This is a genomic window from Maricaulis sp. (genome assembly GCF_030149235.1).
In the GTDB taxonomy this organism is placed as follows: domain Bacteria; phylum Pseudomonadota; class Alphaproteobacteria; order Caulobacterales; family Maricaulaceae; genus Maricaulis.
The window spans coordinates 1-18075 of the sequence record NZ_JASBRW010000057.1; the positions used below are offsets into that span (position 1 = coordinate 1).

Below are 18075 nucleotides of genomic sequence, written 5' to 3' on the forward strand. Positions count from 1 at the left end.
CACGCCTTTTCGGTCGCTTATGTTCTCCGCCGGGTCTTTTGACCTCGCTGCCATCGCTGGCAGGGCGTCTATGCGCACCGTTATGGGACAGTCTTCTAAATTTCACGTTTAAAGCGTGGCAACGACCGGTTAAGCATAACGTTCCGGTGGGTTACACTACCGTGTCAGTGAAAGCGTATGCGATGAGTGAAACCGCCGATATTCCAACCGAAAAATGGTCCTTCCCGGACCATGACGCGTTTTCGCGTATGGAACATGAACACCGTTTGCCCTTTATCCGGGCCCTGCCCGGCATGGTCGTCTGGCCGATCCTGCTCTTTGTTCTCGCCTTCGGCTTTTCCTTCATCACTGCAGTGGTGACCGGCGTCTTCCTGCCCGATATCGGCCCGGCGAATTTCAACACTGCGATCTTCGCCTCCTCGGCGGCGGCATATGGTGCGCTGGCGCTGCTGATGGCGATCTGGTTTCACCGCTACAAGGCGGCGGGCCCGGCCTTCTCGATTATTCCGGTCCGCCCGTCCGAGATTGCCGCCGGGTTGCTCGTCCTGATCTTCGTGATCTTTGTGGGCGGGCGCCTGAGCGTGATGTTCCATGAATTCGCCATGCTGGATCAGAGCATGACCCTGTCCGGCGGTGTCGATATCGAGGAAATCTCCAATGTCGATGATTTCGGCATGACTGGTGCGGCCTTCTGGTCGGTCCTGCTGCTCACCGTCATCGCGGCCCCGATCGTTGAAGAAGTCCTGTTCCGCGGCTGGATGCTGCCGATGATCATTGCCCGTGGTGTCCCGGTGATCTTCGCCATCCTGATCTCCGCCCTCGCCTTCTCGCTGATCCACACCAGCCAGGGCCTCCTGGTCATGAGCTCAACCTTTTTCCTCGGCATCGCCCTGGGCCTGACGCGGGTGCTGACGGGACGGGTCGCGGCACCGGTCCTCGGGCATATGGCGAATAATGCCTGGGCCGTGTTTGCCGTGCCGGCACTCATGCAGAGTTGAGGCGCCCCCATCCGCCGCGAGCGATTGACGCTGCCTGCGGCGGGGTTTAGCGCTAGGGCATGACACAAGAAAAAACCGCGCCTTCCCCGCGACCGCCCGCTCCCCTGAAAGCCCTGGCCGGCGAGAAACCGCCGGCTCCGGACTGGTTCACCAAGGCCCTGGAGATCCCGGTCGAGCGCGGTGTGGTCGAGGTGGAAGGCGCGAGCGTCCACTGGAAGGCCTGGGGCCAGCGCGGCGCGCCGGGCATGGTGCTGGTGCATGGCGGCGTCGCCCACAAGGACTGGTGGGACAGTATCGCCCCCTTCCTGGCGGAAACACGCCGCGTCGTTGCGCTTGATCTGTCCGGCATGGGCGATAGCGATCATCGCGACGCCTATGAAATGGATCTCTACACCGAGGAAGTCATGGCGGCGGGCCGCGATGGTGGCGCTTTCGACGCCGGCAAACCCTTCGTCATCGGGCATTCCTTCGGCGGTTTTGTCAGCCTGGCCACGGCGGTGAATTACGGCGATCAGCTCAAGGGCGTCGCCGTACTCGACAGCCCGATCCGCCCGCACCAGGAACAACGCCGCTCCTCGCCGCCCAGCCGCGGCGGCTTTACCTATGCCAGTTTCGACGAGGCGCTGATGCGCTTCCGGCTCCTGCCGGAACAGCCGTGCGAGAACCTCTTCCTGCTCGACCATATCGCCCGCCAGTCGATCAAACCGGCCACACGTCCCGATGGTAGCGAGGGCTGGACCTGGAAGTTCGACCCGCATCTCTGGGCCAAGCTGACCTATAACCGCCGCGCCCCGGACGAGCTTGCCGCCGCCCTGAAGACCCGCGTGGCCCTGTTCCGCGGCGCCGACAGCGTGCTGGTCAATGACGAGATCTGGGACTTCATGCGCGAGACGTTTGGACCCGAAGCGAGCATGATCTCCATCGCCAATGCCCAGCACCATGTGATCCTGGACCAGCCGATTGCGGTGGCAGCGGCGATTGAAACGCTGACGGGACCGGGCTGGGGCTAGTCGATCTGCGCCGGAATTTGGCCTCCAGCGAGCAAGTTCCTGGAAGACCGCGGAGGACGACAGATCAACCGGTCATCTGCAGGCGGCCTTTATTGTCCACCAAATAATCCATCACCCCCAGCAGCAAATATGCCGGCGGCAAAGCCGCCCAGGAACAACAGGTACTCAAACCCATAGTAAAAGTATGCGCCCATAAGGGCGAACGCGGCTATTCCTGCGCCATAGGCTATCAATTTAACGCTGCTACGTTTCATGACGTATACGGTCCCCAATACACGAGGCCTATAATCGAACCCTGCTAGCAAGACGCGGCAATCGCAATCTACGACTAGCGTGCAGTTCGGCCCTTAAACCCCATGCCAGCCAGTTCGCCGTGTTGACGTCAGGCGGTCAAGGGCGCGTCGCGCCGGGGACCGGTTGATACCCTTGACCGCCCGGCTTCAACGCGGCCCCATTTCCAGCATGAGCTGTATGGGGTTGGTGTGGATTTGGCTGATATCACACCAAACACTTTCCCCGACGTCATGTCGGGGCCTGGCGTTATCCCGGCGTGGATGACTCTTGGCGCGGGCGGTTCCTGGAATCATCGACGGATTTGCTGTCACCAGGCCCCGGATCGAGCCCGGGATGAGGGAAAATAATCCTCGGTCGGTGGTGCTGGGTGATAATCCTCCCCAGCTCCCGGGAAGAGAGGCGATGTGCACGTCGATATCGCCCGGGGGCCAGCGGAGCCTGTCCGCGGTGGGTGTGATGACGCGCATCCACCTCCGGCAGGGCGTCGAGGGAGGTCGCAGCGGCACTAAACGACCGACCGCTCCTACTTCCCCGGTTGGACACGGTCCGGCGACGGTCCGGGAAAGCTCCGCGTGCGGGATGCCCAGTCATGCCACACAAACAAATACTCGAGATCCGGCACGGCCGGCATTCCGCACGTCCTCTCCTCTCGGCCAGGAATTCCTGGCCGAGCGAGAACCCTTGTCTGGATGGTGGCGGAATGGAGATCTTCAATGAAACACCATCGCTGGATGAACCACACGGCGCGTGAGCCGACCGGTGTCTGATCCACCCAAAACGCCCCTCATCCTGACGCAAGTCAGGACCTCGACAACGTCTAGAATGGCGTCTCGGGGTCCCGGATCAAGTCCGGGATGAGGGGTTTTGATTGCTCTTAATCCTGCGGATGCCGGCGGATTTCGCTCGCGACATCATTGGGGACATCGATCGGACGCGACTTGGCAGCATTGCGGATCTGCGTGATGAAGCCGACCAGGAGCACAACGGCGATCCAGCCGCCGGCGACCATGCCGATCAGCGGCAGGTTCAACTCGAACACGCCGAAATTCATGAAATCCCGGGCCATAAGGCCAGCCAGAACAACCGCGGCGACGACGCCGGACCAGAGTGCAAACGGCACACGCATAAGACAGCTCCCTACTCGCCACCATCATAAGGGGATTGCCTGGTCACAGCCACCCTTTTTCGCGTGCAAGGCGAGCGGCTTCGATGCGATTCCCCGCTCCGAGTTTGGAAATCGCCGCGTGCAGATAATTGCGCACCGTGCCGCGGGCGAGGCCGGTTTCTTCGGCAATGGCGCCGCTGTCGAGCCCCGCCTCGGCCAGGCGCAGGAGTTTGCGCTCACGATCGGAGAGCGGATCATCCTCGCTCCAGGCCTGATGCGCCAGTTCCGGCGAGATTACCCGTTCACCCGCAGCCACCTTGCGCACCGCCTCGGCCAGAGCCGTCGATGGACCATCCTTGAGGAGGTATCCCGCGACACCACTTTCCAGCGCCCGGCGCAGATAACCGGGGCGGTCAAACGTGGTGACGATCAGGATGCGGGTCCTGCGCTGTTCGCGCTTCATCAGGGCGGCGAGCTCGAGCCCGGTCATGCCCGGCATCTCGATATCGGTGAGGACGACATCAGGCTCGTGCTGGCGGATCAGGCGATGGGCTTCCGCGCCATCCGCCGCTGTTCCGACCAGTTCGATATCACTCTCCAGGCCAATGAGGGCTGCGAGGGCCTCGCGCAGGAGAGCCTGGTCCTCGGCGATCATGACACGGATCATGGCGCATCTCCTGTGGCGGCTGGCACCGAGGCGCGCAACCGCGTGCCGCCATTGCCGGGCTGTTCAACATCCAGACGCCCACCGACAGCGGCGAGGCGGTCGGAAAGACCGCTGAGCCCGCCACCGGCCCGAATGGCACCGCCGACACCGTCATCATCCAGCGACAGGGTCACCGCTTCAGCACTGGATTCAAGCGAGATGTGCGCAGTCTTGGCACCGGAATGACGCAGGATATTCGTCACGCCTTCGCGCAGCGCCATGGCCAGGGCCTGTTCTCCGTCCGGGCCAAGCGGCACCTCGACATAATCGCCCTCAACCTTGAGCCCCGCCTCGACCAGACGGGTGCGGGTTTCTTCCCAGGCGGCTTTGAGCGAACGCGCCTTCAACCCTGTCACGGCTTCACGCACCTCTCCCAGGGCGTCACGGCTGATCGACTGGATCGAATCAAGCTCGGCCTTGGCCCGCACGGGGTCCTGGTCGAACAGGCGCACAGCGAGATCGGCCTTCAAGGTTATGACAGACAGGGTATGGCCAAGCAGATCATGAAGATCACGTGCGATGCGAGCCCGCTCAGCTTCCGCTCCCATGCGACTGGCCGCCGCTTCACGGTCCTCAGCATCCGCCTCGCGCTCGGCCCGGCGCGCGGCAGCACCGGCGGACAAGGCAGACAGGGCGGCCAGGACCAGAACGGCGGCAATCCACCACCAGGGCATGCCGGCCAGCCAGCTGGCCAGGATGATGACCGGGCCGAGAATGACCAGGGCCGGGGTACGCAGCGCCGCATCAGGCAGCCGCGCGATCATCGGGGCGGAGAACACCATGAACACCGCGGCGCCCCAGTTTTCCTCCGCCATCAGCAAGGCGAGCGCCATGCCCAAACCGGCACCCACCAATACGGTCCAGTCGAGCCGGCGCATGGTGAAGATATAGACGCCGATGAACAGGCCGAGCGCCGCGAAACCCAGGCCCGCCTCGAGAAGATCGGGCGGGGCAATGGTCCAGTGGAAGAAGAAGAAGCTCAAATAGACTAGGTCGAGCCAGGGACGGCGGGTCGTGAAAAGGTCTCTGGCTCGATCGGTAAAGCGCATGATCATTGGTCTCCTAGGCCGGAGCATATGCGCCAAGCTTGCGCCGTGTCCAAGCCACTTCGGCGGCCATGCCGGCCGCGGCGAGGATATACAGGCCCGCCAGGGCGAAGGGCAGCAAGGTCAGGCGCTCATCGGGCAGGCCGTAATAGATCAGGCTGGCGGCGGCGATGCGGGCAAAGGCGTGGGCGATGGCGACCTTGGAATCATAACTCCAGCCAATGACCGGCCAATGCAGCGTCATGGCGATGGCGAGACTGAGGGAGACCAGCTCGGGGTCGAGATTCATGATCACAAAGTGCAGCGGCCAGAGCATGTTGATGGCCACGATCGACCAGATCGCCGCGCCACCCACGGGGGATTTGGCTTTCATGAACCGGGCGTTGAGGGGACCTTGCAGCAGAAGGCCAATGGGGAAGATCATACCCGACCCGGCGGCGGCGGCGAGGGCCCATTCGCGGGATTCCAGGCGGCTGCCGAGCACGCCCAGCACGATCCAGTAGATCGCCCCGGCGACCGGCAGAGAGATGCCGCCACCGGCCTCGACGAAATAGCGGCGGCGTTCGGCCTGTAGTTCAGCATTGGAAATCAAGGGGGACATCAGGCGCTCCTGTGTGTGGGTTAGATGCCTCGTTTTCCCCCGATCCAGCCGTCGGCGATATTCACCGACGTCACCGAAGCGATATGACAGCTGTCATGTGCGACAGCTGTGCATCTTGGCGGCGACGGCAACGCGTGTTATCCGCTCGTCCACCACATGACTTGCGACAGGGATTTCGATCATGGCGTCTGATTACTCGCGCGGCGAAATGAACATTTCCGACCACAAAGCCACTTTCGACGGCTTCATGGTTGTGACCGTCTGGGGCTCGCTTCTGACCGCTATTTCGGTGCTTTATCTGACGCTGGTCTTCGCGGTCGGCATGGACTGGCTCGCTTCGCTGATCGGCGTCGCCGTCGTCTCCGTTCTCGGTGGCATGGCACTGGGCATGAAGGTGTCCTGGTATGTGACCGTGGCCGGCCTCTTCGTGTTCAGCCTGATCTGTGGCGGCATCGTCAACCTGTTCGGCATGTTCCTCGCCGGCTAAACGACTGCTTCTTCGAGGCATTGTGAAAAATTCGGCAGCGCCCGGAAGTAATTTTCCGGGCAGGTCTTCCCCTTAGGCACGAAATCGCGCATCGTACCCGCCAAACGTTTCCAGCGGCGGGCTCCTATGCGAATTGCCATTCTAAAAGAACGACATGCGGATGAAACGCGTGTCGCGGCCACACCCGAAACCATCAAGAAATTCATTAAGGCGGGGCATCAGATCGCCGTCGAGAAGGATGCTGGCGCACACGCCTCCATTCCTGATGCGGCTTTCGCCGAAGCCGGCGCCGATGTCGGCACGCTGGCGGCGACGCTGAAAGGTGCTGACGCGGTCTTCGGCGTGCAAAAGCCCGATGCGGATACGCTGGGCAAGATCGCCAAGGGCACGCTGCTGGTCGCCCATCTCGAACCCAGCGCGGAAAGCGCAGAGGTCCTGGCCCAGGCCGGTCTCGACGCGTTGTCGATGGAATACGTGCCCCGCATCACCCGGGCCCAGGCCATGGACGCGCTTTCGAGTCAGTCCAACCTGGCCGGCTATCGCGCCGTTATCGAGGCCAGCCAGCTCTATGGCCGTGCCTTCCCGATGATGATGACCGCCGCCGGCACGGTCGCCCCGGCCAAGGCCTTCATCATGGGGGCCGGTGTTGCCGGACTGCAGGCCATCGCCACGGCCCGCCGCCTCGGTGCGGTGGTTTCGGCCACCGATGTCCGCCCGGCGGCCAAGGAGCAGGTTGCTTCGCTCGGTGGCAAATTCATCGCCGTTGAGGATGAGGAGTTCAAACAGGCTGAGACTGCCGGCGGTTACGCCAAGCAGATGTCGGCCGAATACCAGGCCAAGCAGGCGGAGCTGATCGCCAGCCATATTGCCAAACAGGATATCGTCGTCACCACAGCGCTCATCCCGGGGCGCCCGGCTCCCACCCTGGTCACCAAGGCGATGGTGGAAAGCATGAAGCCGGGCTCGGTCATCGTCGATCTGGCGGCGCCGACGGGCGGCAATTGCGAACTCACCGAAGCCGACAAGGTCGTCGAGCACCAGGGCGTGAAGATCGCTGGCTATAACAACCTGCCCGGCCGCCTGGCCGCCGATGCCTCTGCGCTCTACGCCAAAAACCTCGCCAACCTTCTGCCCCTGCTTGTCGATGATGAGGGCAAGCGCGCCCCGCACTGGGATGACGAGATCATCCAGGGCATGGCGCTGAGCCGCGACGGCGCGGTGGTGCACCCGAATTTCGCCAAGGAAACTGTGTAATGCGTACCCTCGCCGCGTTTGGCGCTGCCTGCCTGTCCCTTTTTGTTGCCCTGCCGCAGCTGGCTGAGGCCCAGATGATCCGCCGCGCGGAAAACGCGGTGGTGGAATTGATGGTCCTGCCGCCGGAAGATGTGGCGAGCGGCGTACTTAGCAGCGGTGACACGCTTTGGGTCGAACGCAGCTTCCCGGTTTATGTTGCCCGCCTGGTCGATGAGGCCCCGGAGCGCACGCGGCCGCGCCGCGGTGCACCGCTTGAAGCCGGCACGGTCCTGTTCGGCCTGTCGGTTACCAATGGCGTTGCCTATTGTCCGCCCATCGATTTCGATGCACCGGTCCGCCGCGTCCAGTGCTTCCGCGACCTCGACGACAATGGAACCTTTGACGGGCGCTATCTGACCCGGTCTTACGGCATCGACTCGCAGTATCTCGCGGCCTTCGTTCACGCCCTCGACCGTGCCCCGCAAATTGCTTACGAGCGCCTTCAACCGACGCCCGATATGGCGACGAGCGGCCGTATCGTATTCGACGGTTTTCGTCGTGGTGAGCCCAGCTTCCGGCGCTATCTCGACGATGAGCGCCTCGACTCTCGCTTCACCTGCGAACCGGTCGACAGCACCACTGGCACCTGCCGGTTACTTGGCGCCCTGATCCGCATCACGCGGCAGGGCAATGACGGTATCTCGTTTGAAATCGTGGACGTTCCGGACGTTCGCTATCTGGGCGTAGAGTCCAGGAATACGGGCCTCTAGGGGGCCTGAAGGAGGAACACAGCATGGAAGCCGTTGATCCCACAATTTTCCGCCTGGCGATTTTCGTATTGGCCGTCTTTGTCGGCTATTATGTTGTCTGGTCGGTGACGCCCGCCCTGCACACGCCGCTGATGGCTGTCACCAACGCGATCTCTTCGGTGATCATTGTCGGCGCCCTGCTCGCCGCGACCGCCGGCGTCGGCGCGCCCGAAGGTGCAGCAGATGGCGGCGCGGGTTTCTCGCGCATTGCCGGGACGCTCGCCATCATCCTCGCCAGTGTGAACATATTCGGCGGCTTCCTGGTCACCCAGCGCATGCTGGCGATGTACAAGAAAAAGGAGAAGTAGCAATGCGTACAATCCTTATTGCCCTGGCAACAGCGATCACCCTGCCAGCGATCGCCGATGCCCAGCAGCGCCAGATGCGCGCCGCGCCCGAACCGGAAGATCGCGGCATAGTGGTCTGCACCCTGGAACGGGTCGAGGTCACTCATGGCGGCACGACACTGATCTGCGACGACGTCATCCAGTCGGACTGGAATGCGACGACACAGGCCTTCTTCGCACCGGCTGAGCCGGACCGTCACAGCCCGAACGCCGATTCCGTTGCCACGGTGGGCAGCACGGCGATGATCCGGGGAAGCCAGCTGCGGATGTATTACTACAACCCACATGTGGTCGGGACGGATGGCTGTGCCCGCAATCCGTGCCGCCGTCTGTACCGCGTTACGATGCAGTAGAAGCGGCCTGGGAGGGGACTGACATGTTTGCAAGATACGCCATCATCACCGCGCTCGCTGCAGGTACGATCGCCATGGCCGCCCCGGCTGCCGACGCCCAGCGCCGGCCGATGCGGGCCATGCAAACCGCATCTCAAGCCGACAGCCTGCCGCATTCCCTGATCCGCTGTCGCGTCCGCCATGCGACCATGACGTCGTCGGGCATGTCGATCCAATGCGGCCACATCGATATCAACACGCAAGGCGAATACACTTATCGCGTCGCTTTCAATGGCGGTACGCGGCCCGGCGGCATCTCCGCCGCGATGTCGCTCTATGCCAGCCACATGGACAGGCGCGACAATGATGATGTGCTGATGATCCACATCGAGCCCGCGGACGCCACCGCCACGCAGATCTGTGAAGAAGCCTCCTGGGGCATGATCACCGACTACACCTGCGTCAAAGCCATTTCGATCACGGGATAAGGCGTAGGAGACTGGCCATGCGCAGCATAATTCAGCCCCTTGTGATTGCCTTGGCAGTGACGCTCTTCGCGGCACCTGCGATGGCACAGCAACGCCCGCCCGTGCAGACACCGGCAAACATTCAACGGCCGTCCGTTCAGAACCAGGACACCGGGGTACCGGCACTCGATCAACGCGCTGCTGATTTGGCACGGGATGCAGCCGCCGCTCGAGACGCCCGCCAGGACCAGGCTCGGCGCGAGCGGAACCGCAACGACCAGACCTACACGGTGCAGTGTGCGTCGATCCGTGAAGTCGTCATTTCGAGCATGATCGTCACCATCGAGTGTGATCGCGAGGACCGCTTTGGCGACAATCGCTATGAATATTATTTCGCCACGCCCAGACGCTATCGCGAAAGCCGAATTTCTCGCTTTCCGCGTGACTGGTTGGCTGAACGCTTGGTGGAAACCGCCTACGAGGTCCAACGCACGCCGGGAGCCACCCTCGAGCTCCGGCTGATGCGTGCCTCCGCAGACCCCAGTGACGGCAACCTCTGGGGCATCTCAAGTTTCAGCATCGTCTATCCCGACTAAACCGTTTCACTTCGCAAGAGACCGACCATGTCAGCCAATCTCGCCGCCATACTCTACCTGGCTTCAGGCATTCTCTTCATTCTCGCCTTGCGCGGGCTGTCGAGTCCGGAAACGGCCCGGCAGGGCAATCTCTTCGGTATGGCCGGGATGGCCATCGCCGTGGTCACGACCCTGCTCGCGGTCAATCTCGACGGCGCCTCCATGGCACTGATCATCGGCGGCGTGGTGATCGGCGGCGGGCTTGGCGCGGTGGTCGCCCGGCGCATTCCGATGACGGCCATGCCGCAATTGGTCGCCGCCTTCCACTCCCTGGTCGGCATGGCCGCCGTACTCGTGGCGGCAGCGGCGCTCTACGCTCCGGAAGCCTTCGGCATCGCCAATGCGGTCGGCGATCTGAAACAGCTGTCCCTGTTCGAACTGTCCGCCGGTACAGCGATCGGTGCGATCACCTTCTCCGGCTCGGTCATCGCCTTTGCCAAGCTGAACGGCAATATGTCCGGTGCGCCCATCCTTTTGCCGGCACGACACAGCATCAATATCGGTATCGCTGTCGCCATTGCCGTGATGATCACCTTCCTGATGGCGTCCGGCGGCGACAACAAGACCGCCTTCTGGATCATTACCATCCTCGCCTTTGTCATCGGCGTCACCCTGATCATCCCGATCGGCGGGGCCGACATGCCGGTCGTGGTCTCGATGCTCAATTCCTATTCCGGCTGGGCCGCCGCCGCGCTCGGTTTCACCCTGGAAAACACGGCCCTTCTGGTCACCGGTGCCCTGGTCGGCTCGTCGGGTGCCATTCTCTCCTACATCATGTGCAAGGGCATGAACCGGAGCTTTATCTCGGTCATACTCGGCGGCTTCGGCGAGGACGGTTCAGCCGCGACGGAGGCCGGCCCGCAAGGTACGGCCAAGCAAGGCTCCGCAGATGACGCGGCCTTTGTGATGAAAAATGCCGGCAAGGTTATCATCGTGCCCGGCTATGGTATGGCTGTGGCCCAAGCGCAGCACGCGCTGAAGGAAATGGGCGATGTGCTCAAGGCCGAAGGCGTCGATGTCTCCTACGCCATCCACCCAGTGGCCGGCCGTATGCCGGGACATATGAATGTCCTGCTGGCGGAAGCCAATGTGCCCTATGACGAGGTCTTCGAGCTGGAGGATATCAATTCCGATTTCTCCAATGCCGACGTCGCATTTGTCATCGGCGCCAATGACGTCACCAACCCGGCAGCCGAAGACGACCCGAACTCGCCGATCTATGGCATGCCGGTATTGCAGGTCTGGAAGGCGCGCACCGTCTTCTTCGTCAAGCGTTCGCTGGGGTCGGGCTATGCCGGCGTGGAGAACCCGCTCTTCTTCCGTGACAACACGATGATGCTTTTGGGCGATGCCAAGAAGATGACGGAAGAGATCAACAAGGCGATGGGCTAGCGCACCGCCTCGCCCGGTCATTGATCGCGGCGGGCGCCGCACTCAGCCGGGGTTCATCAAGCGTCGGATAGGCTGACGCCCATGCTGCTTGCTGTCACCCTTCTGGCCACCAATCCAATCTCGGAGGATTGCACCTTCGACGGTATCGCGCTCTTTGGCGATGTCGAGGTGGTAGAGAGCTTTGCCGACATCCGGGTCCAGATCGTCACCAGCTTCCCCGATCTCAAGGTCAAGCGCGTCACAAGTTTCGCCGACGACTGCGGCGAGTGGGAATTCGTCGAGAGTTTCGGCGATTTCACCATCGAATTCGTCGACAGCTTCCCGGACATCAAGATTGAATATGTGGAGAGTTTTCCGGGTAGAAGGTAAGGGTCGCGGCGACGGCAAAGCGAAACCCGGTTTCGGGGGCGTGGGTCGGCTTGGTCCGGGCGGCTCCACAGACAAAACCAGCGTCGCGGTAAATCCGCCCGCGTTAAACCGCACTCCCCCAGTAATTGAAGCCCATCGGCCGTGGCGTATTGGGAAGATACATCATGTCCATCTGTTCGATCTCGAACCCGCCCTGGCGGATGAGGTCCGGGATGTTCCGGGTCAGGTGACAGCCGCCGCCGATCGGTTTCCAGATCGGCTCGATGCGGCGCTGCCAGCGGGCCACGCTTTCGTCCGGTGCCGCGCCATGCTCGCAAAACAGGAGTTTTCCGCCCGGTTTGAGCACCCGGCGCATACCTTTTACGGCCTCAACAGCCCCCGGAATCGTACACAAAGTGTACGTCAGGACCACGGTATCAACCGAGTTATCATCCAGCGGGATTTCCTCACCGGGCAGGTCAATGAACTCAACCTCGACCGGGCTGACCTCAACCGCCTTGCGCGCCTTGCGACGCATGCCGAGTGACGGCTCCAGCCCCCACAGATGGGTGACCTTGGACGGGTCATAGAATTTCAGATTGGGGCCTGCACCCATGCCAATCTCGAGCACCCGCCCTTCTGCGGCCGGCACGACTTTCTCGCGTTGTTTGGTGATCGGCTTGGCCCCGCAGGCGGCACCGATAAGATGCGGCAGGATATGCTCTTCGTAAAAGGACATTGCTATCGGGTCCGGCTCAGCGTGAAGACTATGGTCGACACACTGCCGTCTTCCTGGCGCATGTCGAGCGAGATGGTCAGCGCGCCGTCCTCACTTTGCTCATAGATCAGCCCCTCCCATTCAGCCCGCCCAGGGGAATATCCGACAAGCGGAAAGGTGACGTATTCCTCGCGGCTGTCCCAGCCGACGAGCTCGGAGGTGAAGTGTTTGACGTGATAACCGTCCACGCCGCCCGCCTCACCGATCAGGAGATGTTCGCTAAAGGCCAGCTCGCCTCCGCTTTCCAGCATGAAGCTGCCGATCATCAGCCCGCCCGAGCCGGCCATCCAGCACTCCGAGACAACACCGCCAAGCCCCTCGCCGCGCCAGCATCCCTCGAGCCAGGACAGATCATCGCGATCGGCCTGAGCCGCCGGCCCCAGCGCTGCGGCACACAGGCCCGCCATCAAAAATCGTTGCATGCCCGCTCCTCCTGGCCAGCACGATAGCGCCATCACGCTTGACAGCTCAAGGCAATCGCGAGACAGCGCAAGCATGGACCAGCCGCCCATCCCCGTCGCCGACGCCCGCGCCATCCTCGACCGTCATCGCATTTTCGAGACCCTGGAAGCGTTCGATCCACGCTGGGTCGGCTCCATCCCGCTGGACATCCACAATCCCGGGGCAGATGCCGACATCTGCTGCAGCGCCGGTCCGGATCTGGCCGCCTTCAAGGCCGCGCTGGCAACCGCCTTCCCCGACGCCCGGATCAATCCCAACACCCATGCCGGCGAAGCTTCGATCATCGCCTCGCTCGAACGCGACGGCCTGCCGATCGAGATTTACGGACGGGTCCGCCCGGTCGAAACGCACGAAAGCTATATCCACTGGCTCGCCGAACACCGCCTGCTCGGCCTCGCCGAGGACCGTTTACGCAGCGATGTGCGCGCGGTGAAAGCCAGAGGGCTGAAAACCGAGCCCGCCTTTGCTCAATGCCTCGGGCTCGGCGGCGAACCCTATGCGGAATTGCTCAAACTCGCCTCGCCCGGCGACGCGGCTTTAAGGCAGGTCATCGAGAGCGCCGGCTACCAAACCCGCTAAGCGCAGCCTGCACAGCGAGGCGCGGCCGGGTCGACCTCGAGCCGCTTGGCCTCGATCTCATCGCCGCACTGCACACACCAGCCATACTCGTCATCGTCCAGCCTTTGCAGGGCGGCATCGACCCGGCGGATTTCCTGCGCGCGGCGCGCATCAGCCGCCTTGGCCATGGCCTGGACCTGCATGGAATCCATCCGCGACAGCCGCCCCACAGATTGCTGGTCCAGCTCGACCGGCTTGCGGTCCTCATCGGCCGATTGCGACAGGGCAATAAGCTCGGCCTTCAGGTCGAGCAGGCGCTGACGGGCAGCGGCCGGGTCAATCACGCCGTCTTGGCCATCAGGCAGAGCTGTTCGAACATGACATCGACCGCCGCCAGGGCCGTGATCTCGGCCGGATCATAGGGCGGGGACACTTCCATGATATCGGCAGCGACCAGGTTTTCGATCTGGAAGGCCCGCAGGATGCGCTGGGCTTCATAGGTCGTCAGCCCACCCGGCACCGGTGTGCCCGTTCCCGGGGCATAGGCCGGGTCCAGCGCGTCGATATCGAAGGAGATATAGGTCGGGCCCTCAAATTTCGGCAGCTCCGCGATGAAGGTCTCAAGGCCCTTCATGCGCACATCATCGACCGTGGTGACATTGACGCCGAACTTGTCGACGACGCCGAGATCATCACGCGCGGCGAGCGGGCCGCGAATGCCGAATTGCCAGGACTTCTCCGGCTTCACCAAGCCTTCCTCGAGCGCATGCCGCAGGAAGGCGCCATGGTGGTACTCACAGCCCCAGGCAGCCGGATAGGTGTCGAGATGGGCGTCGAAATGGATGAAGCTCACCGGGCCATGTTTCTTGGCCACAGCGCGCAGCAGCGGCAGGGTGTTGGAGTGATCACCGCCGACAGCAATGAATTTCTTGTCGCGGGCCAGGATGTCGCCGAAGAATTTTTCCACCCGCTCGCCGGTCTGGGCCATATCGATCGGCACGGTGGGACAGTCACCGACATCGCCGACTTTAAGCTTCTCGACGAAATTGATCTCGCGCGTCATGTGATAGCCACGGCCCATGGATGAGAGCTCGCGCACTTTCGACGGCGCGAAGCGGGCACCCGGGCGATAGGACAGCGCCCCGTCATAGGGCAGGCCGGCCAGAGCCACATCATAGCCTGCATCGAGCGGAACATGCGGCAGGCGGAAGAATGTCTTGATGGCGGCAAAACGGGGTTGTTCGCGGCCGGAAATAGGCGTGAAGTCGATCTCGGTCATGGCGCTCTCCTAGCACGGGCACGCGGCCCGGCGAAACTTGTCTGGCAGACACAAGGATGTGGAATGCGTGACCATCTCTTGCAACTGGCCCGTTATAATCAATGGGCCAATGACCGCATCCTCGCGACCGCAGGCGATCTCGGCGATGAGGCCCGGCGGCGTGATGCGGGCGGGTTTTTCAAATCCATCCATCTGACGCTGAACCATATCCTCGTCGCGGAACAGATCTGGCTGGCGCGCTGGACCGGTGATCCGCCGCCACATGAGGATCTCGATGTGGTGCTGCACGAGAACTGGACCCATCTCAAGGCCGCGCGCCGGCATCAGGATGAGGCCCTGATCGCCCTGGTCACCAGCCAGACCGACGCACAGCTCAAGGAAGTCCTCAAATACCGCAATATGGCCGGCATGCCCTTGAAGCTCGAAAAGGGCCTGATCGCGCTGCACCTTTTCAACCACGCCACGCATCATCGCGGGCAGTGCCATCACATGATCCACCAGCTCGGCGGCGAGGCGCCGGTGCTCGACATGCCCTTCTTCCTGCTGGGCAGGTGAAGGCGGGACTGTTGCCCTGTGCAATACCGGTGGTACCGCCCACGCAATCTCAATAGTTTCATGCGGCTTGCAGTCTAGGGGTACGCGATGTCCGACACCATTCTCCGGCTCGACCGGGTCTCCAAACAGTTCAAGGGGCAATACGCCGTCAAGGATGTCAGCCTTGAAGTGGAGCGGGGACAGATCACCGGCTTTCTGGGGCCGAATGGTGCCGGCAAGACAACCAGCCTGCGCATGTCGCTGGGTATCTTGACCCCAGACAAGGGCAAGGTGGAGCTGTTCGGCAAGACACCGGGCGCATCGACGCTGGACCGTGTTGGTTTCCTGCCGGAAGAGCGCGGAATCTATCGCCGTATGAAGGTGATCGACGTCATCATCTTCTTTGGCCGCCTGAAGGGCGTGGAGGCCGGTGAGGCACGCAGGCGCGGGCTGAAAATGCTCGACGAGTTCGACCTCCTGCATGCCGCCGAGCAAAAGGTGAAAACCCTCTCAAAGGGCATGGCGCAGAAGGTCCAGATCATTACCACGCTGATCCACCAGCCCGAATTCGTCATCCTCGACGAACCCTTCTCCGGTCTCGACCCGGTTAATCAGAAGGCTCTGGAACGCATTGTCCGGGCGCAGGCCGAGGCCGGCCGCACCATCCTCTTCTCCACCCATGTGATGGAGCATGCCGAACGGCTCTGCGACAAGATCGTGCTGATCGCCAAGGGCAACAAGATTTTCGACGGCACGGTGGCCGAAGCCCTGGGCGAAGTCCCGCGCCGGGTGCATCTGGAAACCACGTCCGAGCAAAACCTGCTCGAACTCCTCGCCCCCTTCGGCGAAGTGCGCCGCGATGATGATGCCCGCGATGGCAGCCATTGCTCGACCATTGATCTGGGCTCCGGATCGGATGCCCAGGACGTGCTCAAGGCCTGTGTCGATGCCGACGTCAAACTGACCCGTTTCGAACCCGTGCGCGCCCACCTGCACGACGCCTTCGTCCACCTCGTTGAATCTCACGGCCATGGCGAAGAGGAGACTGCCTGATGCGTGCCATTTATCTCATCGCCCGCCGCGAATTCCTGTCCTATGTGGCCACCTGGGGCTTCTGGCTTTCGCTCGCCTCAGTGCCGCTCTTCATGGCGCTCGGCTTCGGCCTGCCCATTCTCATCGAGTCGTCCCAGCCCACCCGCTATTACGTCATGATCGACGAGACCGGCGGACGCCTGGACGCCGCCTACCGGGCCAGTGTCGAGGAGAGCCGCCAGCGCCAGGCCGCGGAAATGCGCGAAGCCGTCTCAGAAATGGTCGGCGACAATCCGCAGATCACGGCCGCCCTGGACCAGCAAATGGCGACGACCATGCTGGATGACGGGCGCTATGTCCGCTTGGACCCGCCGGCCACCGATGTCGACGGTCTCAAGCCCTATCTTCTCGGCGAACGCCTGCTGGATACGGCGGAGGGCGAAATGCCGCTCTTCGCAGCCATCTATCTGCGCGCGGACGCCGAGGGCGGGATCGAAATCGAATACTGGTCGACCAATCTGACCGATGGCGGACTGCGATCGGAAATCCGCGGTGCCCTGCGTGACTATATGCGCGCGGAACGCCTGCTGGCGGCGGGTGTGTCCGGGGACATGCTGGAAGCGGCCGACAGTCTCCGGCCGGTCGTGCGGGAGCTAAATCCCGAGCGGGCTGGTGCGGACGCGGCTGTGACCGCCTCTGACCGTCTGCCGGTCATCGTTGCCATCGGCGTCGCCTTTGCCCTGTGGATCATCATCTTTTCGGTGGTGAACATGCTGCTTACCGCCATGATCGAGGAGAAGGGCAATAAAGTCCTGGAGATGATGATGTCATCGGCGCGGCATCATGAAATCCTCACCGGCAAGCTGTTCGGAGTGGCCGCGGTCTCCTTCACCCTGCTGGCCTTCTGGGGCCTCCTGGCCTTTGGCGGCGGCACGCTGGCCCAGCAGGCCGCCGCCTCGGCCAATATGCCGATCGGTGATCTCATCGGCGCCATCTTCAATCCGGGACTGCTGGTTCCGGCACTGGGTTACTTCATCATCGGCTATTTCATGTATGGGGCGGTCTTCCTCGCCGTCGGTTCGCTCTGCGACACGCTGCAGGATGCCCAGACGCTGATGAGCCCGATCATGCTGGTGATGATGGTGCCGCTCTTCCTGGTCATGGTGGCTGCCGATTCCCCGGATTCGCCAATCGTCACCTTCGCCAGCTGGGTTCCCGTGTGGACGCCCTTCATCATGCTGGCCCGCCTGCCGCAGGACCCGTCCATGATGGAACTTGTCGGCACCACGGGCCTGATGCTCGGCACGGCCATCGTGGTGATCTGGGGCGCCGGCGTGATGTTCCGCATGGGTGCGCTGAACCAGGCCAATCAGGAAACCATCAAGAACTGGTTCCGCTTCGGCAAGAAGCAGAACGCCTGATACAAAAACGCCGGCGGGATCATGAGATCCGGCCGGCCGTTTCTGGCACTGAGCTCCAGACACAAGAAAACGCTGCCTCCGTGAGGAGACAGCGTTTTTTCTTGCACGGATGTGCTCGTTCAGGTCCTGGCGACCCTAGCGACGACCGCCACGCTTGCCGATCAGGCCTTCGCGCTGAGCACGCTTGCGTGCCAGCTTGCG

At 62.6% G+C, this 18075-nt stretch carries 24 protein-coding genes; 15 read left to right on the forward strand and 9 right to left on the reverse strand.

Features of this window, described 5'->3' with window-relative positions; translation table 11 throughout:
* The first annotated feature begins 182 nt into the window (after nt 1–182).
* Both Q1V51_RS08360 and Q1V51_RS08365 read left to right on the forward strand, forming a co-directional pair.
* Nucleotides 183–998, forward strand: a complete 816-nt coding sequence (locus tag Q1V51_RS08360; protein WP_300555271.1) for a type II CAAX endopeptidase family protein — start codon at nt 183–185, stop codon at nt 996–998.
* A 59-nt stretch (nt 999–1057) separates the two neighbouring features.
* Nucleotides 1058–2008, forward strand: a complete 951-nt coding sequence (locus tag Q1V51_RS08365; RefSeq protein WP_300555274.1) for an alpha/beta hydrolase — start codon at nt 1058–1060, stop codon at nt 2006–2008.
* 89 nt (nt 2009–2097) lie between these two features.
* Here the strand turns inward: Q1V51_RS08365 and Q1V51_RS08370 are convergent, their stop codons facing one another.
* The 5 genes from Q1V51_RS08370 to Q1V51_RS08390 form a co-directional block, all read right to left on the reverse strand.
* Complete coding sequence (locus Q1V51_RS08370) at nt 2098–2262, reverse strand: hypothetical protein (protein WP_300555277.1); 165 nt, start codon at nt 2260–2262, stop codon at nt 2098–2100.
* Between the two features lie 914 nt (nt 2263–3176).
* Nucleotides 3177–3428, reverse strand: a complete 252-nt coding sequence (locus tag Q1V51_RS08375; RefSeq protein ID WP_300555279.1) for a hypothetical protein — start codon at nt 3426–3428, stop codon at nt 3177–3179.
* 43 nt (nt 3429–3471) lie between these two features.
* Complete coding sequence (locus Q1V51_RS08380) at nt 3472–4074, reverse strand: response regulator transcription factor (protein ID WP_300555282.1); 603 nt, start codon at nt 4072–4074, stop codon at nt 3472–3474.
* Nucleotides 4071–5162 carry a sensor histidine kinase gene (locus Q1V51_RS08385; protein ID WP_300555285.1) on the reverse strand — a complete coding sequence of 364 codons (1092 nt, stop codon included), beginning with the start codon at nt 5160–5162 and terminating at the stop codon, nt 4071–4073. Before Q1V51_RS08385 ends, Q1V51_RS08380 begins: the two co-directional genes overlap by 4 nt.
* Nucleotides 5163–5175: 13 nt before the next feature.
* Entirely contained in the window at nt 5176–5760 is a 585-nt protein-coding gene (locus Q1V51_RS08390) for a hypothetical protein (protein WP_300555288.1), read from the reverse strand.
* A gap of 181 nt (nt 5761–5941) precedes the next feature.
* Here Q1V51_RS08390 and Q1V51_RS08395 point away from each other — a divergent pair, with 181 nt between their 5' ends.
* From Q1V51_RS08395 to Q1V51_RS08435, 9 genes are all read left to right on the forward strand, one after another.
* The gene (locus tag Q1V51_RS08395) at nt 5942–6247 is read left to right on the forward strand and encodes an aa3-type cytochrome c oxidase subunit IV (protein WP_300555291.1); all 306 of its coding nucleotides are present in this window, start codon (nt 5942–5944) and stop codon (nt 6245–6247) included.
* A 126-nt stretch (nt 6248–6373) separates the two neighbouring features.
* Nucleotides 6374–7501 (forward strand): Re/Si-specific NAD(P)(+) transhydrogenase subunit alpha, encoded by a 1128-nt coding sequence (locus Q1V51_RS08400; RefSeq protein WP_300555294.1) that lies wholly within the window; start codon nt 6374–6376, stop codon nt 7499–7501.
* Entirely contained in the window at nt 7501–8250 is a 750-nt protein-coding gene (locus Q1V51_RS08405; protein ID WP_300555297.1) for a hypothetical protein, read from the forward strand. Before Q1V51_RS08400 ends, Q1V51_RS08405 begins: the two co-directional genes overlap by 1 nt.
* Before the next feature lie 23 nt (nt 8251–8273).
* The gene (locus tag Q1V51_RS08410; protein ID WP_300555300.1) at nt 8274–8597 is read left to right on the forward strand and encodes an NAD(P) transhydrogenase subunit alpha; all 324 of its coding nucleotides are present in this window, start codon (nt 8274–8276) and stop codon (nt 8595–8597) included.
* A gap of 2 nt (nt 8598–8599) precedes the next feature.
* On the forward strand, nt 8600–8989 hold the full coding sequence (locus Q1V51_RS08415; protein WP_300555302.1) for a hypothetical protein: 390 nt from the start codon (nt 8600–8602) through the stop codon (nt 8987–8989).
* Between the two features lie 23 nt (nt 8990–9012).
* Nucleotides 9013–9456, forward strand: coding sequence for a hypothetical protein (locus Q1V51_RS08420; protein WP_300555305.1), 444 nt, complete (start codon nt 9013–9015; stop codon nt 9454–9456).
* Nucleotides 9457–9473: 17 nt separating this feature from the next.
* Nucleotides 9474–10031, forward strand: coding sequence for a hypothetical protein (locus tag Q1V51_RS08425; protein WP_300555307.1), 558 nt, complete (start codon nt 9474–9476; stop codon nt 10029–10031).
* A gap of 27 nt (nt 10032–10058) precedes the next feature.
* The gene (locus tag Q1V51_RS08430; protein ID WP_300555309.1) at nt 10059–11462 is read left to right on the forward strand and encodes an NAD(P)(+) transhydrogenase (Re/Si-specific) subunit beta; all 1404 of its coding nucleotides are present in this window, start codon (nt 10059–10061) and stop codon (nt 11460–11462) included.
* An 81-nt stretch (nt 11463–11543) separates the two neighbouring features.
* Nucleotides 11544–11831, forward strand: a complete 288-nt coding sequence (locus Q1V51_RS08435; protein WP_300555312.1) for a hypothetical protein — start codon at nt 11544–11546, stop codon at nt 11829–11831.
* Nucleotides 11832–11934: 103 nt separating this feature from the next.
* Here the strand turns inward: Q1V51_RS08435 and Q1V51_RS08440 are convergent, their stop codons facing one another.
* Together Q1V51_RS08440 and Q1V51_RS08445 are read right to left on the reverse strand one after the other, a co-directional pair.
* Nucleotides 11935–12549 (reverse strand): class I SAM-dependent methyltransferase, encoded by a 615-nt coding sequence (locus tag Q1V51_RS08440; protein ID WP_300555315.1) that lies wholly within the window; start codon nt 12547–12549, stop codon nt 11935–11937.
* A gap of 2 nt (nt 12550–12551) precedes the next feature.
* Nucleotides 12552–13010, reverse strand: a complete 459-nt coding sequence (locus Q1V51_RS08445) for a DUF6265 family protein (protein WP_300555318.1) — start codon at nt 13008–13010, stop codon at nt 12552–12554.
* Between the two features lie 73 nt (nt 13011–13083).
* Here Q1V51_RS08445 and Q1V51_RS08450 point away from each other — a divergent pair, with 73 nt between their 5' ends.
* Nucleotides 13084–13629 (forward strand): DUF4269 domain-containing protein, encoded by a 546-nt coding sequence (locus Q1V51_RS08450; protein WP_300555320.1) that lies wholly within the window; start codon nt 13084–13086, stop codon nt 13627–13629.
* Here Q1V51_RS08450 and Q1V51_RS08455 read toward each other — a convergent pair.
* Nucleotides 13626–13949, reverse strand: coding sequence for a TraR/DksA C4-type zinc finger protein (locus tag Q1V51_RS08455; RefSeq protein ID WP_366522724.1), 324 nt, complete (start codon nt 13947–13949; stop codon nt 13626–13628). The genes Q1V51_RS08450 and Q1V51_RS08455 overlap by 4 nt on opposite strands.
* Nucleotides 13949–14887, reverse strand: coding sequence for an agmatinase (gene speB, locus Q1V51_RS08460; RefSeq protein WP_300555324.1), 939 nt, complete (start codon nt 14885–14887; stop codon nt 13949–13951). Before speB ends, Q1V51_RS08455 begins: the two co-directional genes overlap by 1 nt.
* Before the next feature lie 63 nt (nt 14888–14950).
* Between speB and Q1V51_RS08465 the strand changes: the two genes are divergently transcribed.
* The 3 genes from Q1V51_RS08465 (at nt 14951) to Q1V51_RS08475 (ending at nt 17874) form a co-directional block, all read left to right on the forward strand.
* The gene (locus Q1V51_RS08465; protein ID WP_300555326.1) at nt 14951–15442 is read left to right on the forward strand and encodes a DinB family protein; all 492 of its coding nucleotides are present in this window, start codon (nt 14951–14953) and stop codon (nt 15440–15442) included.
* 87 nt (nt 15443–15529) lie between these two features.
* Nucleotides 15530–16474: an ATP-binding cassette domain-containing protein gene (locus tag Q1V51_RS08470; RefSeq protein WP_300555328.1), complete on the forward strand. Its 945-nt coding sequence runs from the start codon at nt 15530–15532 to the stop codon at nt 16472–16474.
* Nucleotides 16474–17874, forward strand: coding sequence for an ABC transporter permease (locus Q1V51_RS08475; protein WP_300555330.1), 1401 nt, complete (start codon nt 16474–16476; stop codon nt 17872–17874). Before Q1V51_RS08470 ends, Q1V51_RS08475 begins: the two co-directional genes overlap by 1 nt.
* Nucleotides 17875–18075: the final 201 nt, after the last annotated feature.

Bases quoted from the DNA above. Each gene is read 5' to 3' on its own strand.
- Q1V51_RS08360 (WP_300555271.1), top strand. From the start codon at position 183: ATGAGTGAAACCGCCGATATTCCAACCGAAAAATGGTCCTTCCCGGAC.
- Q1V51_RS08365 (WP_300555274.1), top strand. From the start codon at position 1,058: ATGACACAAGAAAAAACCGCGCCTTCCCCGCGACCGCCCGCTCCCCTG.
- Q1V51_RS08370 (WP_300555277.1), bottom strand. From the start codon at position 2,262: ATGAAACGTAGCAGCGTTAAATTGATAGCCTATGGCGCAGGAATAGCC.
- Q1V51_RS08375 (WP_300555279.1), bottom strand. From the start codon at position 3,428: ATGCGTGTGCCGTTTGCACTCTGGTCCGGCGTCGTCGCCGCGGTTGTT.
- Q1V51_RS08380 (WP_300555282.1), bottom strand. From the start codon at position 4,074: ATGATCCGTGTCATGATCGCCGAGGACCAGGCTCTCCTGCGCGAGGCC.
- Q1V51_RS08385 (WP_300555285.1), bottom strand. From the start codon at position 5,162: ATGCGCTTTACCGATCGAGCCAGAGACCTTTTCACGACCCGCCGTCCC.
- Q1V51_RS08390 (WP_300555288.1), bottom strand. From the start codon at position 5,760: ATGTCCCCCTTGATTTCCAATGCTGAACTACAGGCCGAACGCCGCCGC.
- Q1V51_RS08395 (WP_300555291.1), top strand. From the start codon at position 5,942: ATGGCGTCTGATTACTCGCGCGGCGAAATGAACATTTCCGACCACAAA.
- Q1V51_RS08400 (WP_300555294.1), top strand. From the start codon at position 6,374: ATGCGAATTGCCATTCTAAAAGAACGACATGCGGATGAAACGCGTGTC.
- Q1V51_RS08405 (WP_300555297.1), top strand. From the start codon at position 7,501: ATGCGTACCCTCGCCGCGTTTGGCGCTGCCTGCCTGTCCCTTTTTGTT.
- Q1V51_RS08410 (WP_300555300.1), top strand. From the start codon at position 8,274: ATGGAAGCCGTTGATCCCACAATTTTCCGCCTGGCGATTTTCGTATTG.
- Q1V51_RS08415 (WP_300555302.1), top strand. From the start codon at position 8,600: ATGCGTACAATCCTTATTGCCCTGGCAACAGCGATCACCCTGCCAGCG.
- Q1V51_RS08420 (WP_300555305.1), top strand. From the start codon at position 9,013: ATGTTTGCAAGATACGCCATCATCACCGCGCTCGCTGCAGGTACGATC.
- Q1V51_RS08425 (WP_300555307.1), top strand. From the start codon at position 9,474: ATGCGCAGCATAATTCAGCCCCTTGTGATTGCCTTGGCAGTGACGCTC.
- Q1V51_RS08430 (WP_300555309.1), top strand. From the start codon at position 10,059: ATGTCAGCCAATCTCGCCGCCATACTCTACCTGGCTTCAGGCATTCTC.
- Q1V51_RS08435 (WP_300555312.1), top strand. From the start codon at position 11,544: ATGCTGCTTGCTGTCACCCTTCTGGCCACCAATCCAATCTCGGAGGAT.
- Q1V51_RS08440 (WP_300555315.1), bottom strand. From the start codon at position 12,549: ATGTCCTTTTACGAAGAGCATATCCTGCCGCATCTTATCGGTGCCGCC.
- Q1V51_RS08445 (WP_300555318.1), bottom strand. From the start codon at position 13,010: ATGCAACGATTTTTGATGGCGGGCCTGTGTGCCGCAGCGCTGGGGCCG.
- Q1V51_RS08450 (WP_300555320.1), top strand. From the start codon at position 13,084: ATGGACCAGCCGCCCATCCCCGTCGCCGACGCCCGCGCCATCCTCGAC.
- speB (WP_300555324.1), bottom strand. From the start codon at position 14,887: ATGACCGAGATCGACTTCACGCCTATTTCCGGCCGCGAACAACCCCGT.
- Q1V51_RS08465 (WP_300555326.1), top strand. From the start codon at position 14,951: ATGCGTGACCATCTCTTGCAACTGGCCCGTTATAATCAATGGGCCAAT.
- Q1V51_RS08470 (WP_300555328.1), top strand. From the start codon at position 15,530: ATGTCCGACACCATTCTCCGGCTCGACCGGGTCTCCAAACAGTTCAAG.
- Q1V51_RS08475 (WP_300555330.1), top strand. From the start codon at position 16,474: ATGCGTGCCATTTATCTCATCGCCCGCCGCGAATTCCTGTCCTATGTG.